This is a genomic window from Alteromonas sp. CH_MED4-4, assembly GCF_037029575.1.
GTDB classification, from domain to species: Bacteria; Pseudomonadota; Gammaproteobacteria; order Enterobacterales; family Alteromonadaceae; genus Alteromonas; species Alteromonas macleodii.
The window spans coordinates 84,466-100,623 of record NZ_JAYMEU010000013.1 but is presented as its reverse complement, the minus strand read 5'-3'; the positions used below and the strand labels follow the sequence as shown (position 1 = coordinate 100,623).

Below are 16,158 nucleotides of genomic sequence, written 5' to 3'. Positions count from 1 at the left end.
TAACGAAGAGACTTTTAGACGTCTAGAAGTAAAGACTGGTATTTATAACTTGTTTTAGTACAATATACGACTATTTTGATAATTTAACGCTTACGGAGCATTTATGGCCACGCATTTATTCACATCCGAGTCAGTGTCTGAAGGACATCCGGACAAAATTGCTGATCAGATCTCAGATGCGGTTCTTGACGCTATTTTAGAACAAGATCCTCGCGCTCGGGTGGCCTGCGAAACGTATGTAAAAACCGGTATGGTTTTAGTGGGTGGTGAAGTAACTACCTCTGCATGGGTAGATATTGAAGAGCTTACCCGAAAAACAGTTAAAGAAATTGGCTACACGCACTCAGATATGGGCTTCGACGCTGATTCATGTGCGGTATTAAATGCTATTGGCAAACAGTCACCTGACATCAATCAAGGTGTTGATCGCGCAAGCCTTGAAGAACAAGGTGCTGGTGACCAAGGTCTAATGTTTGGCTACGCTAGCGACGAAACTGACGTACTAATGCCTGCGCCAATCACGTACTCTCACCGCCTTGTTCAAAAACAAGCTGAAGTGCGTAAATCTGGTAAGCTAGACTGGTTACGCCCAGATGCTAAAAGCCAAATTACTTTCAAATATGAAAACGACAAGCCTGTTGGCATCGACGCAGTTGTGCTTTCAACCCAGCACTGTGATTCAGTGAGCACTGAAACAGTTCGCGAAGCGGTAATGGAAGAAATTATTAAGCCAGTGCTGCCTAGTGAATGGATTGATGGAAATACACGCTTTCACATTAACCCAACGGGACGATTCGTTATCGGTGGTCCAATGGGCGACTGTGGCTTAACTGGTCGTAAAATCATTGTTGATACTTACGGTGGTATGGCCCGTCACGGTGGTGGCGCGTTCTCTGGTAAAGATCCATCAAAAGTAGACCGCAGTGCAGCATACGCGGGTCGTTACGTTGCTAAGAACATTGTTGCAGCAGGACTTGCTAAGCGCTGTGAAATCCAAGTGTCTTATGCAATCGGTGTGGCAGAGCCAACGTCTATCAGCATCGATACCTTCGGTACAGGTGTGGTAGATGAGAAAACGTTAGTAGCACTGGTCCGTGAACATTTCGACCTACGCCCTTATGGACTTATTCAAATGCTAGACCTCGAGCGCCCTATTTATCGCCCAACGGCTGCGTACGGTCACTTTGGTCGTGACGAATTCCCTTGGGAAGCAACAGATAAAGCAGAAGCGTTAAAAGCATCGATTTAATTCGATAACCAAATAACGCTTTTAAATGCGCCGCTCAGTTTATATAACGCTTTGCAAAAAAGTGTTTGTATAAACTAGCGGCGTTTTTTATTTGGATAGCAAAATCAACGAAACAAATAAAAAACAGCAAAGAATATTTTCATCATTTATTTTTTGCAGCTATGCTTAAATAACGAACACACTATCGCTTGTAGTTTCTGGTTGTTTACAAGCCATGATAACAACTTGGGCTCTTCCATGAATGTGGTTACTGGTATTCTTCTGGCACTTACTTTGGCTGCGTCTATGGCGGCTTCCCCCGTGCTCGCGGAAATAAATGCTCCCCACTACAGTCCTATCCAATTCAAAAGCAAAAAAATAGCCCGGTGGCAGCTAAATAGTATGTACCGCATTCAATCTACAACCGAAACTTATCTATACGACAACAGTTATACCTACCCAGCGGGGTCACAAGGTATGTTTAGCGCCAGCAGGCGGTTTAACACTTGGGTTCCGCAAAAGGTCTATGCAACGTACAAAACCAACAATACCGCCTTTCAGCATTACGCAGAATGGCTTTATTTACCACATGATGTAGGTACTTTTACTCGGTTGGGCTGGCTGCTTGGCAAAAGCGAGGGTTTAAACATGGCGGTAGAGCTTGAACATAGGCAAGTTGGGGAAGAAGAGAATATGGCTCTCTCATTGGGCGTCAATTACTTGTTTTAAGTCATCCTTGTTTTAGGTCACCGCTACATTGCACTCACGGTGCGCTTTTAGTATTACACCCCATCATAAAGACGAAACGTAGTTGCCGTTATGCCAATGATAAGGTTTTTGCGTAAGTCTGTTGAATTACCATCGCGTCGGAACTCGCTCTATGACGCTTAACATCAAGTTGGCTCGCAAGGCGGCTTTTCACCTCATGCCATTGATTCATTTGTGCTTCAGACAAAATATATTCCAATGCTCTACACGTGAAAGACATTTCTACCTGCGCTGCGGCGTAGAGCTTAATTAGCCACGGGTTATCAACGACCCAACCGTCACTGTAAACAACCGTATTGCCAAGGAAGTTATTTAACTCAACACAGACTTTTCGAGGCTCTTCTCCTCGAGTTTGCAGCATCTGCTGCGTTATGCCGTGCAGTGACTCCGCTTTTCGATCCCAGTGAACCCACGAGTCAAAGGGCCGAAGTAGCTTACACCACTTTGCACCATCATAGCGCACGATACCTATTTCAATAGGGTAACTCGCTGCGCCAAATCCACTTGCTTCAATGTCTATTATTGTTGGCAGGGTATTCTTTCGCACTCACGCTCCAAACCGCTGTTTATCCTTGCTTGCAACATACGCAAACCATTTTTATCAGGCGGTTTTACTGCTACCTCGTCACCAGAGGAACAACTAAACAACGTCGAACACTGTTTAGCAAATGTACAACCACTCTTCTCGAAATATAAGCTAATAGTAGAATCGTGCCACAATTAATGCGCACTCGTTTAGTACACCACCCCGTCGCCAGCGCTCAAAAATCTCGTAAAAGCTCTCAAAAAAGCATCAAACTTATACTAAAGGATAAGACGTTTACGCTAAAAGACTGAGCACATTGCTATACACTTTTAAGGTTAACATTTAGGTAGCCTATTCATGCGTGCACTTTCTATCTTTCTCTCGCTGGCTTGCGTCTTTTCAATTTTTACTGCAAGTAAAGCATTAAGTTCAACGGAGCCTCTGGTGATTGGTATTGATGCCGATCTTTCAGCGGTAGCTGTTGAAGGTGGCATCGCTATTACAAGAGGGGTCGAGCTTGCCGTCGACGAAATAAATGCCGCTGGTGGGATTCTAGGTCGTCAAATAAAAGTTATTGCGAAAGACCATCGCGGCAACCCAGCTCGAGGTGTATATAACATTGAGCAATTTTCCCAAACTCCCAATTTACTTGCGGTAGTAGGCGGCGTTCATACACCTGTAGTTCTCGCTGAAGTCGACCCAATACACGAAAAAAACATTTTGATGTTGGTTCCTTGGGCAGCGGGGACGCCTATTATCGACAACGGGCACTCACCGAATAACATATTTCGCGTGTCGGTACGCGACGCTGAAGCAGCGTCAGTCCTAATTAATCACGTCAAATATATGGGGCTTTCAAATATTGCGTTAGTACTGGAAAGAACAGGATGGGGACGCTCAAACCTTGAATCATTAACACAAGCTGCAAGTAATAATGATATTGATATAACAGCAACCCATTGGATAAATTGGCAGCAGAAAGACTTTTCTGAGGATATCGCGGCAATAAAAAGCGCGAAAGCGGAAGCGATCATTCTTGTCACTAACGTTCCTGAAGGTGTTGTGGTACTCGATGAGATGGCAAAACAAGGCATCGCCTCTCTCCCAGTTGTGTCGCATTGGGGAGTCGCGTCGGGTCAGTTCGCCTCTTTACTTGCAAAGCCCATCGCTAACTACAATGTGTCAGTACTTCAAACCTTCCACTTCAACCACCAGAAAAATACCAAGGCAAAAAGCTTGTTAGAAGCCTATTATAATAAGTATGGCTTGGTGGATGCGACTGCGATTGGTGGTGTGACAGGTTTGGCTCATGCTTATGATTTAACTCATTTAATCGCGGCAGCTGCCGCGAAAGCTGGTAGTATAGAAGTAGACGCATTACGCGGTGCGCTAGAGTCTCTTCAAAATGTGCAAGGTGCAGTGAAGCACTACACAGCTCCATTTTCAGAGGACAGACACGATGCACTCTGGGCAAAGGATTATTTTATGACTACGTTTAACGAAAAAGGTCACTTGGTAACAACGGGCGTGCAATGATGCAGCAGCCCCCAAGGTTACGCTCTCTTCTGCTTTCAAGCATGCTACCGCGACTGGTTTTACTCGTCGCGGTTTTGTCTATCATTCTATTTGCTCTCTCTTTTCACTTCATTGTTAAACAAACCGACCAGCTTCAACAACAATCTGTTGATGGTTTAGAACAAGATATCAATTACATTGTTAGCGATACCACTAGACAGCTAGCAGACTTGGCAGCTAACGATATCATCATCAATTCCTTGGTTGATTTCGAGCAAAGGGATAATTACCTTCCCATGTTTTTCCGCTCGTTAAATTTAACTCAGGCGAAAAGTGTCGAGTTTGCGCTATTTGATTTTGCCGGGAACCGGGTGATTGATAAAAACTGGAATGCTGTTATCCCCGAGTCGCTCAGTAGTGCATGGCGCCAGCAAACCCTTGGTTCATCGAATGCATACTCCTCGGTATCAAAGTACGGCGTATTAATAAGCGTTCCAGTGTTACTTAGAGGCGTAGCGGAAGGCGCACTTGTCATGTATGTGGATAGCTTGCAGTCTTTGCTCGCGCCCTATCCCAGACTGACTAACCAGCTTGTTACCGACTCTAGTGGGCATGTCCTGTTTAGCAGTGAGCCCTCACTCATTGCTCCCAACTCAAGCTTTTCCGATTTTGATGACAGCGGCTACGCTATAAAAAAGGCTGATTGGCAAAATCTAACCTTGTACAGCGTTAAACCCACCATCACCGCATACAGAGAAGCCGCATGGACTGGGATTGTATTGCTGGCAATGATCGTAGGCTTCGTATTTATCATTTTGCATATGGTGAGTATGACGGGAACGCTTGCCGAGCGAACACTTTCGACTTTGTACAATGACATTAAGAATCGACTAAACAGTGATGATAAGACCTCACTACGCCTTGATAGTGACGTTGAGGCCCAAGAACTTGCGGATATTCGCGAAGCGTTTGACAAACTGATTTGGGATTTGACAGAGGTTTCGCTGTCTAACGAACAGTTTTCCAACGTGTTGGAATCAATGGGCGATATGCTTGTAGTGGTTGATCAAGACAAGCAAACTTTACTTTCTAATAAGCGCTTCGACGACTTTTGTCATGACCAGTACGGTGAAAAGAACGGTATTTTGAAGTTCATTATGCAAAAGCTTGCTTCTTCACAGAGCAATGAACTTACACACTTTTCGGTATCAACCGGCCAAGAGCGGTTTGTTCATTGGACTAAAACATCACTGGCCGATGCTAATGGTAATATTCGTGGTGATATCTATGTTGGTAGCGACGAAACTGAACAACGCTCTCTTGAAAGTCACGTTAAAGTGCTCACTCACGCTATGGATGAAGCAACGGTGTCGATCATCATTTCGGACATTAAGCGCGTCGGCCAACCAATAATATACGTAAACAGTGCCTTTGAAGAGCTTACAGGCTACAGTCGTGAAGAAATAATCGGTCATAACTGCAGGTCGATGCAGGGCGATGAAACCAGCAAGCAGACAGTTGACCAAATCCGCAAGGCTATTGCAGTGCGCGAGCCTATTGAAACGACGCTGCTCAACTATAAAAAAGACGGCAGCGCCTTTTATAATCGTTTGAATTTAACGCCGGTAAAAATAAATGGTGAAGTCACTCACTATATCGGGTTTCAACAGGACGTTACTCAACAACGACAAACCGAACAGTATCTTCAGGATGCGCGAGAAAAAGCGGAAGAGTCTGCCCGTCTTAAATCGAGCTTCCTCGCTAGTATGAGCCATGAAATACGCACGCCAATACACGGTATTTCTGGTGTTTTGCAGTTAATGGCTAGCTCTGAACTCACTGAGGAGCAAAAGCACTACCTGTCTCTTGCTAAGTTTAGTATCCAGGGCCTTTTACATATCGTAAATGATATTTTGGACTTCTCTAAAATTGAGGCAGGCCAACTGCAAATTGAAGAAAACCCATTCGACATTTTAGAGTCGCTTGAAAACCTTCAAAGTCAGTACGCGATTATGTGCCAAGAAAAAGGGTTAGCGCTACATTTTCACTTTGATTTACAAGGCTTTCACGTTGTACAAGGCGATGATGTACGCTTTAGACAAATACTCTCGAACTTGTTAGGTAATGCCGTGAAGTTCACCGACAGTGGATGTATTGAAGTCACCACCAGCATTCAGCAAAATGCAGATAACAGCCTTAAGCTTTTATGTAGCGTAAAAGACACCGGCATTGGCATCGCACAAGACAAGCAAAGTACAATCTTTGATGTCTTTACCCAAGAAGACCTTTCTACAACTCGCAAATTCGGCGGAACAGGCCTTGGCCTTTCTATTAGCAAACAATTATGCGAACTCATGGGCGGCGATATAAAACTTGAGAGCGTTAAAGGTCACGGAAGCACGTTCTCTTTCACTATTATGCTTGAACAAGCCGACGAAGCCCTGCTTAAGCCAGTTCACCACTCCTCAGGAGTGAAACGGGAAAAAGGGAAAAAACGCAAAGTATTAATTGTCGAAGACAACGACATTAATCAGGTTATTGTTAAACAGCACCTAAACAACCACACTACATTGAGTGCCAAATCAGGCCTAGAGGCACTTGAAGCGTTGAACAAAATGAAAGTGACCTTTGATGTTGTCTTGATGGACTGTCAAATGCCAGAAATGGACGGCTTTGAAGCAACTAAACGCATAAGAAATGGTGAGGCCGGAGAACGCTATTTGAATGTGCCGATCATCGCACTAACCGCCAATGCCATGAAAGGTGACAAAGAGCGCTGCGTTAACGCCGGAATGGACGATTACCTAAGTAAACCTTTTGATGCTATTGACCTCATCGACAAAGTTGAGCATTGGGCAAGCATTGAAAGAAATAGTGAAGAAAGCGCCGTTCATTAACCTATTGTAGTGGAACATCTTGAGTGAACGCCTTAGCGAGATTAGCCCCTCACATCAAAAAAGTTATTTCGTTTATCTTATTGATTAACGTTTCGCTTTTAGGCGGTGGCGCGACTGCCGATGAAGTACTGCGATATAATCTTGGAACGTCAGGCAGCTCTATCCCGTACGAAAATGCTGTCGACGAAGATAGGGCCGGTATTCTAGTTGAAATCCTTCCCCTTATTATGAATAGAGCAGGTATTAAGACAGAAAAAGTCATGCTCTCTACCAAACGTGCCATGCTTGCATTTAAAACAGGCGCTCTTGATTTCGACTTTTTCAGTCCAAGCTGGCTGTCTAAAGATGAGCCCGCGGGCGACTTCACTTTCTCAGATCCCATTATAGACATCACAGAATACTTTATTACTCTGCCTGAAAACCATAGCCGATACCAAACCGTCGCCTCTATCTACGGTGAAACCGTAGGGATGATCTCCGGCTATGTCTATTTTGATTCTGATAAGTTCGTCAGAATGGACTTTCAAGCCGAGAGTAACCTTATCTTAGCCCTTGGCATGAAACGGATAGATGTCATCATAATGGAGGAAGCAGCGGCGCGTTACTGGTCTTCAATGCACAACATAAAAATAGCGCTGGGCCCCATCCATACCGCAGGCAAAATGGCGTTGCGTATTCACAATCGACATAAAGATAAGCTCCCCGCCATTAACCGCGCCATTGCTGAATTAAAACAAACGGGTCAAATTGATAGAATACTTAACAAGTATTCTGACTTTTCATTATAAGCCACACGCAGTTTCAACATTACGCCGTTGCTTTTTTGCCATAGCGCTTTAAAGCAAAGGGAAATTTTATCGATTGGATTAAAAGGCAAAGACACACCAGCGTCATGCCAACCCACCCCACCGGCTTGAATACTTCGCCAATTAGAAAAATAGCGAAAAGTGTCGCAACCAGTGGCTCAATTAACGTAATAAGCGTAGCTTTACTCGCTTCGGTAGTGCGAAGACCATAGCCAAATAGCAAATAACCAAGAAACATCGGCACAACAGCCATATAGAGTGAAACGCTAATGTGGATAGTGTTAGCAAACAAGTTTTGACCGGTAAACCAGAGGGAAGGCAACAGAGCAACGGCAGCGCAACCGAAAAGTCCGGCCATGGCAGATTTTGAATTTGCGCCAGCGTCAATGTGTTGCTTCGCAGCCCATGAGTATCCAGCGTAAGTTAAACCGGCAATTAAACCCAATATAACGCCGAACACCTGATCATCTTTAGATGCTGACAACGCCATTGCGTCGTGTGCCTTACCCATGGCTAACATGCCAATCCCAAACGCACCAAACACAAAACTAATAAACCATTTTAAAGACACGGGCTTTTTACTTAAAAAATACTCTAAAAGCGCAGCGAATAGTGGTGCACTGGCGATAGAAACCACGGTGCCTATGGCAACGCCTGACAAACGCATTGAGCTGTAAAAGGCCAGCGGATAAATTGCAACACATGCACTGCCAAACAGAAAGGTCAGTGGTGTAGAAAAAAGAATAGGTGCATCCTTTACCAGTGATTTTCGGGCACTAACACAAAGCAATACACCACCTATACCCATTGCAAAGGCACCGATTGCCAGAGGACTGATTTCTGGAGCGAACTGAGCGGCAGTGCCTGTTGTCCCCCACAGAAAGCTTGCGATAACAATTGCTAATATCCCTTTTACTACATCGCTTGTATTCACTGCTTTCTCCACTCTATTACTCACCTTCTTAGCGTTAACTGTTGAACAATGCTTTCATGTTGTACTTTCTAATTAACCCATCAGCTTTTATTGTGACGCTGATATAAACCGCTTGCTGCCGCTTGCTTTTATCGCCCAGTCATTTTTGCTCTTAGGGTCAACACCTCTCTCATAAAGATGATACTTAGATTATTGCTTTTGTAATTAGCCAGATAGACGCTTCTTTTGACCTTTTAGACGCACATTCCCCACACATTTACAATTAACACTAAATTAACAAGAAAAACGTACCGCATTAGATACAACAAAAAATGAAATATTTGTTTCGCAAGTTATGGAAATAACCCAACTTTTTTGCCACATTACGCCCTTGCCTGATAACAAAATAGAAACAACCAACCTGGATGGACTTATGTTTAAAATAGAAAAATCGTCGTTTAGACGAAGCACACTTAGCGTTGCGGTAATGGGGCTGCTTAGCTCCGGTGCAATGGCGCAGGACACACAACAAAAGGATGACGATGACTTTGAGCAGATCATAGTAACTGCAACAAAGCGTGCAGAATCCATTGAAGACATTCCTTTTTCAATCAACGCACAAACGCAGCGAGACTTTGAACGCAGCGGTGCAGGAAACTTAGAAGACGTCGCTAGAAACGTGGCGAGCGTATCAATTCAAAACTTAGGACCAGGCCAAAGCCAAGTATCTATGCGTGGCGTTTCAGCGGGTCAAATTGTACGAGACCAACCAGGCGTTAAGGAGCAGGTCGGCGTATACCTCGATGAAAGCGTGATCTCGCTGTCTTTATTTACTCCAGATCTCGACCTTTTCGACCTTAACCGCATTGAAACCCTGCGCGGTCCGCAAGGTACGCTTTTTGGATCTGGCTCTATCGGCGGAACCCTTCGCTACATCACCAATCAGCCCGAGTTAGATACCTTTGAAGGTAAGTTTGAAGCTAATCTTAATAGTGTGACAGACGGTGGCGTGGGCGGTCACGTTAAGGGCATGGTAAATGTACCTATTTCCGACACCATTGCCATGCGCGCGGTGGTATACCGCACTGATTACGCAGGCTTTATAGATGCGTTAGGTGAAAACGGCGCGTTTAGCGAAGACGTTAACGACGGCGATAGAACTGGCGGACGCGTAGCGTTCATCATCGCCCCAAACGATAAGCTAACCATTACACCACGACTTATCTTCCAAGAATTAGAAATGAACGGGTTTAACAGACAGGAAGTGTATAACGTGTTTGCTAACCCTTACACAACGACCCGCCCAGCTATTCAATTGGGTGAACGAGAACAGTACCTGCTGCTTGAAGAAGGCTTCTCTGACGATACCTTGATTGCTGACGTAACTGCTGAATATCAAGCCGACGTTGCTGATTTTACCTTTGTTTATAGCTATACCGACCGCGATATTCTTGTAAGTCGTGATGCCAGCGCGCTTTCGGGCTCAGTAAGTATCGACTTAGGTTTTCCTGATGAAGCCGTACTATTACCGTCGAACTTATTAGACAGAACGGAAGTAGAGCAAGATACCTTTGAGCTTCGCGCCGCATCCAATGGCGATGGCGCGCTAGACTGGCTAGTTGGCGCTTTCTACTCTTCTACAGAGCGTGTTTACGACCAATCACTCCCTACCCCTGGGTACGACGCATTTACCGACGCCACCTTAGGTGAAGGCACGTCAGCAGCGGTTGCCAATGGTTTTGAAGCTGATTCTCCCTACAACGCCTATTTACCGTACGACTTGAAGCAGCTTGCTGTGTTTGGTGAAGTGAACTATCAAGTGAACGATGACTTTAAAATGACCGTGGGCTCTCGTTTTTACGATTATGAAGAAGAGCGTCAGTTTATCTCTGGGGGCTTATTTGCCAACGGCGACAACCAGACCGATTCTACAGAATCAGATGGCTTTACTTCTCGCGTTATCGGCCAGTATAGCGTAAGCGAAAACGTGAACTTAAATGCTCAGGTGTCTCAAGGATTTAGACTTGGCGGTGTAAATGACCCGCTAAATAGAAGCCTGTGTACCGACCAAGATGAAGCCATCTTTGGTTCGTTCCAAGACTATGACGATGAAAAGCTCACCAACTATGAGATCGGTATGAAATCATCAGGTCGTGGATGGTCAGCTAACATCTCGGCTTTCTATAACGATATTGAAGATCTTCAGGTTACATTGGATGCTGGTTCTTGCTCGTCACGTGTATCATTTAACGTGCCTGACGCCCACACCCAAGGTATTGAATTTGAGCTTACGCGTCAGTTTACTGACCAGCTCTTTTTCTCATTAACGGGTAGCATCATTGAAGCCGAGTTCGATTCAACCGTTGTTGATGGTGATGGTGCGGTACTAGGTGGCGTAGAAGACGGTAACCGCCTAGCTTCAGTACCTGAAGAGAGCTTTTCCATCGCATTTACCTACGATTTAGCGCAGCCTTTATTCTCTTCAAACAGCACCTATTTCCAAGGCTCTTACCAGTACGTGGGAGACCGTATAACCCAGCCTAGTGACCAAGTTGCAGGCGCAGGTATATTCACTTCAGGCCTTGCCTTTGGCGGTGCCACTGGCGCAGAAACAACGGAGTTAGACTTGTTGTTAGACGACTACGGCACGCTTAATATGAGCTTCGGTCTTACCTACGATGACTATGAAATATTACTGTATGCAAACAACCTGTTCGACGAAAACGCGCAGCTATCCTTTGATAGAGAACGTGGTGGACGAGCTCGACTTGGATTTACGGTGAACCAACCGCGCACCATTGGTGCGACGTTCCGCTATTTCTTTCAGTAAAGAGTGATAAATGTCTCTGCCTGAGGAAATATCCCTTCAGGTAGAGGCTTCACTTTCTTTTGGGAAAAGAGTGGAGTTGGCCGTAAGCCGGGTTCTGTCGTGGGCAACCATTCCTCTAGATCAGCAATCGCTCACTGATTCAAGCAACCTACCCGATCCCCATGCGGGCCACACGTTGAGGGATCCTATTTGGTCTTGCTCCGGGTGGAGTTTACCTTGCCACACTCTGTTACCAGAGGTGCGGTGCGCTCTTACCGCACCCTTTCACCCTTACCGGCATGTAAACATGCTTAGGCGGTCTTCTCTCTGCTGCACTTGTCGTCGGCTCACGCCGCCCAGACGTTATCTGGCACCCTGCCCTTTGGAGCCCGGACTTTCCTCCCCTTTCTTACGAAAGCGGCGATTGCCTGGCCAACTCCGCGGCGCATTCTACATGAAGTACCCTACAATAGCACCCTATTCCTGCTCGCTGTAAAAGCAGTGCTCAACGGCGCTTTTGTCGAGCAGTTTGGTGATAATGAAAATTTGATCGCCCATTTCTATTTTGGTACTTCCTTTAGGTATAAGGGTTTCTTCACCACGGGCAATCATCGCCACTACCGTATTATCGGGAAGGGCTAATTCGCTAATGGTTTTATGTAGTGCCGGTGATAACTTCGATACCTCTATTTCTATAAGCTCGCGCTTGCTCTTAGCGACTTTTACAATCTCCAGCGTGCTCGATTCCTTTACTTCATCGTCCAACACTAAGCCTAACTTACGCGCCGCATAAGGTAAGGTGGAACCTTGCAATAAGGCGGAAATAAGCACGATAAAGAACACCACATTAAAAATAAGCTCGGCGTATGGCATGCCAAATATTAGCGGAAATATAGCGAGTATAATTGGCACCGAACCGCGTAAACCCACCCATGAGATGAGCAACGATGCTTTGAACGAGAATTTTGAAAGCAACAAAATCGGCATAACCACCAGCGGACGTGCAATAAAAATAAGCACAAACGCAATTAAAAGGCCTTCTTTCCAATTAACAAACAGCTCGGTGGGCGTTACCAACAAACCTAAGATAACAAACATGGCAATTTGCCCAAGCCAGGCCAGCCCATCCAGAAACACAAACGTATTACGCTGATAAGCAAAGCGGCTGTTACCCACGATAACACCCGTAATAAAGGTAGCGAGAAAGCCGCTGCCATTTAAGTTCGCAGCAAGGCCAAAAGACAATACACCAAACAACATCACAAATACCGGGTACAAACCGATGGCCATTAAGGTGACGCGTCTGAAAAGCCATACTGCAATACCGCCAATGGCAAGGCCCACTATCGCTCCCACTCCCATTTGACTGGCAAACAGCGAAAGTAAGTCAACTGGCTTAGTGGTACTGTCTTGAATAAGCGTTATAAGGCCAATTGTGAGGAATATGGCCATTGGATCATTCGACGCACTTTCTAGTTCTAGTGTGGATTTTATTTTTGAAGGAATGCGTATACCAGCGTTGCGCAAAACAGAAAACACTGCTGCGGCATCTGTCGACCCGACAATAGCACCAAGCAATAAGCCCTTATAAAGCGGTAAATCGAGAATAACCATAGCAGCGATACCGGTGATCACTGCCGTACCAATTACGCCAAAAGTGGCGAGTAACGCGGCGGGTTTCCACGCCTGCGCTATGGACTTTTTTGACGTTTGTAGACCGCCATCAAATAGGATGAGAATAAGAGCAAATGTACCAATGGCATGCGCAGCATCAGCATTATCGAAGAAGATTCGGCCGATACCATCTTCTCCAGCCAACATACCTACACCAAGGAATAAAACTAAAACAGGTACGCCAAAGCGCGGGGACAATTTACTGGCCAGTACGCCCAAAATGGCAAGCACTGCACTGAGTAAAATAATGTGATCAACTGCAAACATTATACGTTCCTTATTGCCCTTGATGCTCTCACGCAAATTATTCGGGTATGCGTGAGAGCATCAAGGGTTCCTGTTAATACTGCTACCTTACCGCGTTTTTGCACCAATGTATTGAGGTACGAAAGCACGCTGAGGTATTGGGGTTAAGGAACTTGTGCCGCCTAAGGGATGTGCGACAACGAAGCCTTAATCTCTTCTGCAGTAGGCTTTAACTGCGCTTTACCTTGTTTCTCTCTTCTGCTGCCCAACAAATACAGCAGCGTAGAGGTGATAAACAAGGTCGATGACGTGCCAATCACGACAGCAAAAACCATAGGGACTGCAAAACTTTCTACTGCATCACCGCCAAAAATAGCCATTGGTAACAACGCCAACAGCGTGGTAACGGAAGTGAACACCGTGCGGCTTAGCGTGCTGTTCACGGCCTCATTAATAGTATCTGCCAATGGCTTGTTTGGGTCTAAACGCAATAATTCACGGATGCGATCAAGCACCACCACCTTATCGTTTATAGAGTAACCAATGAGCGCCAACAGTGCTGCGACAGCCGTTAAGTTAAATTCGATGCCCGTAAGCGCGAAAAAGCCTATGGTTTTGGTTAAATCGAGTATCACGGTTAGCAGCGCTGCGCTCGCAAAATGCGCTTCAAAGCGTGCCCACAGATACACCAACATGCCGCCACCTGCGATAAGCAATGCTAGAATGGATAGCTCGGCAAAGCCTCCGCTGACTTTGGGTCCAACCATATCAATTTTATCAAAACTTACCTCACTGTCGGCTTGCGAAATCGCACGCTTTAGTGCGTCAGTCTGCTTTGCGTTGCTATTTTCAAGATCGCCACTGCTATCTAGAACAGGTGCTCGCAATAAATAGTGATGTTCACTGCCATATTCTTGAATTGCTATCTGATCAAAGCCATTGCTTTCAATCACATTCCTTAGCTCATCGGTAGTAAGGGTTGGTGCGGTCAACTCAATCATGGTGCCACCGGTAAAGTCGACACCATAATGTAAGCCAGGTTTAGCAAACAAGCCGATTGAAAGCACTGTTAGCACTACCGAAACAGCGAGTGCAATTTTACGCTTTGCCAGAAAATTAATACCGCTAAGCTTATCGCTTAACCGCAAAAGCGGTGATGAAAAGCGCAAAGGAACGCGCTGCTGCGCGCGATCTTGCGTATTCTTGTGCTTCGATTTAACCACTCTTAGCATTAACATTTTAGTTAGGGCTACAGCAGTAAATACTGAAGACACCAGACCAAGGGCAATTGTAATTGCAAACCCTTTAATAGGGCCGCTTCCAAACATAAACAACAGACTTACCGCTATTAGTGTGGTGAAGTTTGAATCCACAATAGTCGCGAACGCTTTATCAAAACCCACTTCTATTGCACTGGCTGCCGGACGACCTTTTTTACTTTCCTCACGAATACGTTCATTAATCAAAATGTTCGCATCGACCGCCATGCCCATGGTTAGGATCAAACCTGCTATGCCCGGTAACGTCAGGGTTGCGCCAAACAGGGTTAATGCGCCAAACACCAATGCCATATTGATACAAAGAGCAAAACTTGCGATAGCGCCCCACCTGCCGTAAATCGCCACCATGAATGCCAATACCAGTAACGCACCTGCCACACCGCTTTCCACTCCAGTTTGAATTGCATCGCTGCCTAAATCTGGCCCTACCGTGCGTTCTTCTATAATGTTAAGTGGCACAGGTAGCGCACCAGTGCGAAGCATTAGTGCAGTGTTGCCCGCCTCGGGCAATGTAAAGTTACCGGTTATTTCACCACGACCACCCGGAATCACGCTATTAATGACGGGGGCTGTAACCACTTTGTCGTCAAGGACAATAGCAAGCACACGGCCGATGTTGTCACGTGTCATTGTGGCAAACTGCTTAGCACCTGCGCTGTCTAATCGGAACGTCACTACTGGCTGGCCATTTTCACTACTTAAGACACCTGCCGCATCAGTAATATGCTCACCTTCTAGCGCCACTTTTTGCTCTAAGCGATAGGTATTACCCGCCGCATCTTGCTTATTCATTACCTGCTCAGACTGGCTGTTCGCGGCCCAGTGAAAAGTCATTTGTGCGGTAGTGCCCAATAATTTTTTAACTTGAGTGGGGTCAGACATACCCGGCATCTGAACTAAAATGGCGTCTTTACCTTGTAGCGTAACGCTAGGCTCAGTAAGCCCCGTTTCGTTCAAACGCTTTCGAACTACTTCAACACTTCGGCTTAACGTGTCTTTAACCAGTTGTTCGGTGTATAGCTCGTTAAGCGTAAGGGTAACGGTGCTTTGCTTTATCTCTACATCAAGTGCACTTGAACCATTTGGCTGAGCGGAAATTTGATATGCGGTGTCTTTTACCTTTCTCGCATCATCTGCACTACGCAATGTAAAGACGACACTTCCAGAACGACTATCTTTATGAGTGAGTGAATGAGACGTTTTTGTATAGCGCACGTTTTGACTGCGCAATTCGCTAAGTAAGTCGCTCGAAAAGCTGTTGAGTTGCTTTTCAAACAAGGCGTTGGTGTCTGCGGCTAATAGCAGATGCGAACCACCTTGCAAATCTAAGCCTAAAGATAGTGTGGAAGTGGTGTACCACGTAGGTAACTGCTGTTTAATTGATTGTGGCAATATGTTGGGCGCAGCGCTCAGTAAACCGAGCATAACGATGAGCACATACACAAAGCCACGAAATGAAAATCGTGCCATTTTAAAATCCTGAATAATTTAATTTT

General features: G+C 45.5%; 10 protein-coding genes and 1 other RNA gene. 6 read left to right on the top strand and 5 right to left on the bottom strand.

The window, feature by feature from the left end; genetic code table 11:
* The first annotated feature begins 103 nt into the window (after positions 1-103).
* Complete coding sequence (gene metK / locus WA381_RS11040) at positions 104-1,249, top strand: methionine adenosyltransferase (protein WP_014948382.1); 1,146 nt, start codon at positions 104-106, stop codon at positions 1,247-1,249.
* A 237-nt stretch (positions 1,250-1,486) separates the two neighbouring features.
* The gene (locus tag WA381_RS11035) at positions 1,487-1,957 is read left to right on the top strand and encodes a hypothetical protein (RefSeq protein ID WP_014948381.1); all 471 of its coding nucleotides are present in this window, start codon (positions 1,487-1,489) and stop codon (positions 1,955-1,957) included.
* A gap of 88 nt (positions 1,958-2,045) precedes the next feature.
* Here WA381_RS11035 and WA381_RS11030 read toward each other — a convergent pair whose 3' ends face one another.
* On the bottom strand, positions 2,046-2,543 hold the full coding sequence (locus WA381_RS11030; RefSeq protein WP_014948380.1) for a 3'-5' exonuclease: 498 nt from the start codon (positions 2,541-2,543) through the stop codon (positions 2,046-2,048).
* Between the two features lie 336 nt (positions 2,544-2,879).
* Here WA381_RS11030 and WA381_RS11025 point away from each other — a divergent pair, with 336 nt between their 5' ends.
* From WA381_RS11025 to WA381_RS11015, 3 genes are read left to right on the top strand one after another with little or no spacing between them, the layout of a single operon-like run.
* Complete coding sequence (locus tag WA381_RS11025) at positions 2,880-4,058, top strand: ABC transporter substrate-binding protein (RefSeq protein ID WP_014948379.1); 1,179 nt, start codon at positions 2,880-2,882, stop codon at positions 4,056-4,058.
* Positions 4,055-6,934: an ATP-binding protein gene (locus WA381_RS11020; protein WP_170826495.1), complete on the top strand. Its 2,880-nt coding sequence runs from the start codon at positions 4,055-4,057 to the stop codon at positions 6,932-6,934. Before WA381_RS11025 ends, WA381_RS11020 begins: the two co-directional genes overlap by 4 nt.
* A gap of 23 nt (positions 6,935-6,957) precedes the next feature.
* On the top strand, positions 6,958-7,722 hold the full coding sequence (locus tag WA381_RS11015) for a substrate-binding periplasmic protein (RefSeq protein WP_014948377.1): 765 nt from the start codon (positions 6,958-6,960) through the stop codon (positions 7,720-7,722).
* 19 nt (positions 7,723-7,741) lie between these two features.
* Here the strand turns inward: WA381_RS11015 and WA381_RS11010 are convergent, their stop codons facing one another.
* A complete protein-coding gene (locus tag WA381_RS11010; RefSeq protein ID WP_075176021.1) occupies positions 7,742-8,686 on the bottom strand; it encodes a DMT family transporter in 945 nt (314 codons plus the stop codon).
* Between the two features lie 400 nt (positions 8,687-9,086).
* Between WA381_RS11010 and WA381_RS11005 the strand changes: the two genes are divergently transcribed.
* Positions 9,087-11,483 (top strand): TonB-dependent receptor, encoded by a 2,397-nt coding sequence (locus WA381_RS11005; protein WP_197044388.1) that lies wholly within the window; start codon positions 9,087-9,089, stop codon positions 11,481-11,483.
* A gap of 68 nt (positions 11,484-11,551) precedes the next feature.
* On the opposite strand, the gene rnpB is transcribed toward WA381_RS11005, so the two are convergent.
* From rnpB to secD, 3 genes are all read right to left on the bottom strand, one after another.
* Positions 11,552-11,902: RNase P RNA component class A (gene rnpB / locus WA381_RS11000), an RNA gene on the bottom strand.
* A gap of 37 nt (positions 11,903-11,939) precedes the next feature.
* Entirely contained in the window at positions 11,940-13,403 is a 1,464-nt protein-coding gene (locus WA381_RS10995; protein WP_156085973.1) for a potassium/proton antiporter, read from the bottom strand.
* Positions 13,404-13,564: 161 nt separating this feature from the next.
* Positions 13,565-16,132 (bottom strand): protein translocase subunit SecD, encoded by a 2,568-nt coding sequence (secD, locus tag WA381_RS10990; RefSeq protein WP_156085972.1) that lies wholly within the window; start codon positions 16,130-16,132, stop codon positions 13,565-13,567.
* Positions 16,133-16,158: the final 26 nt, after the last annotated feature.

Excerpts from the sequence above, each read along its gene's own strand:
- metK (WP_014948382.1), top strand. The coding sequence starts at position 104 with ATGGCCACGCATTTATTCACATCCGAGTCAGTGTCTGAAGGACATCCG.
- WA381_RS11035 (WP_014948381.1), top strand. The coding sequence starts at position 1,487 with ATGAATGTGGTTACTGGTATTCTTCTGGCACTTACTTTGGCTGCGTCT.
- WA381_RS11025 (WP_014948379.1), top strand. The coding sequence starts at position 2,880 with ATGCGTGCACTTTCTATCTTTCTCTCGCTGGCTTGCGTCTTTTCAATT.
- WA381_RS11020 (WP_170826495.1), top strand. The coding sequence starts at position 4,055 with ATGATGCAGCAGCCCCCAAGGTTACGCTCTCTTCTGCTTTCAAGCATG.
- WA381_RS11005 (WP_197044388.1), top strand. The coding sequence starts at position 9,087 with ATGTTTAAAATAGAAAAATCGTCGTTTAGACGAAGCACACTTAGCGTT.
- WA381_RS10995 (WP_156085973.1), bottom strand. The coding sequence starts at position 13,403 with ATGTTTGCAGTTGATCACATTATTTTACTCAGTGCAGTGCTTGCCATT.
- secD (WP_156085972.1), bottom strand. The coding sequence starts at position 16,132 with ATGGCACGATTTTCATTTCGTGGCTTTGTGTATGTGCTCATCGTTATG.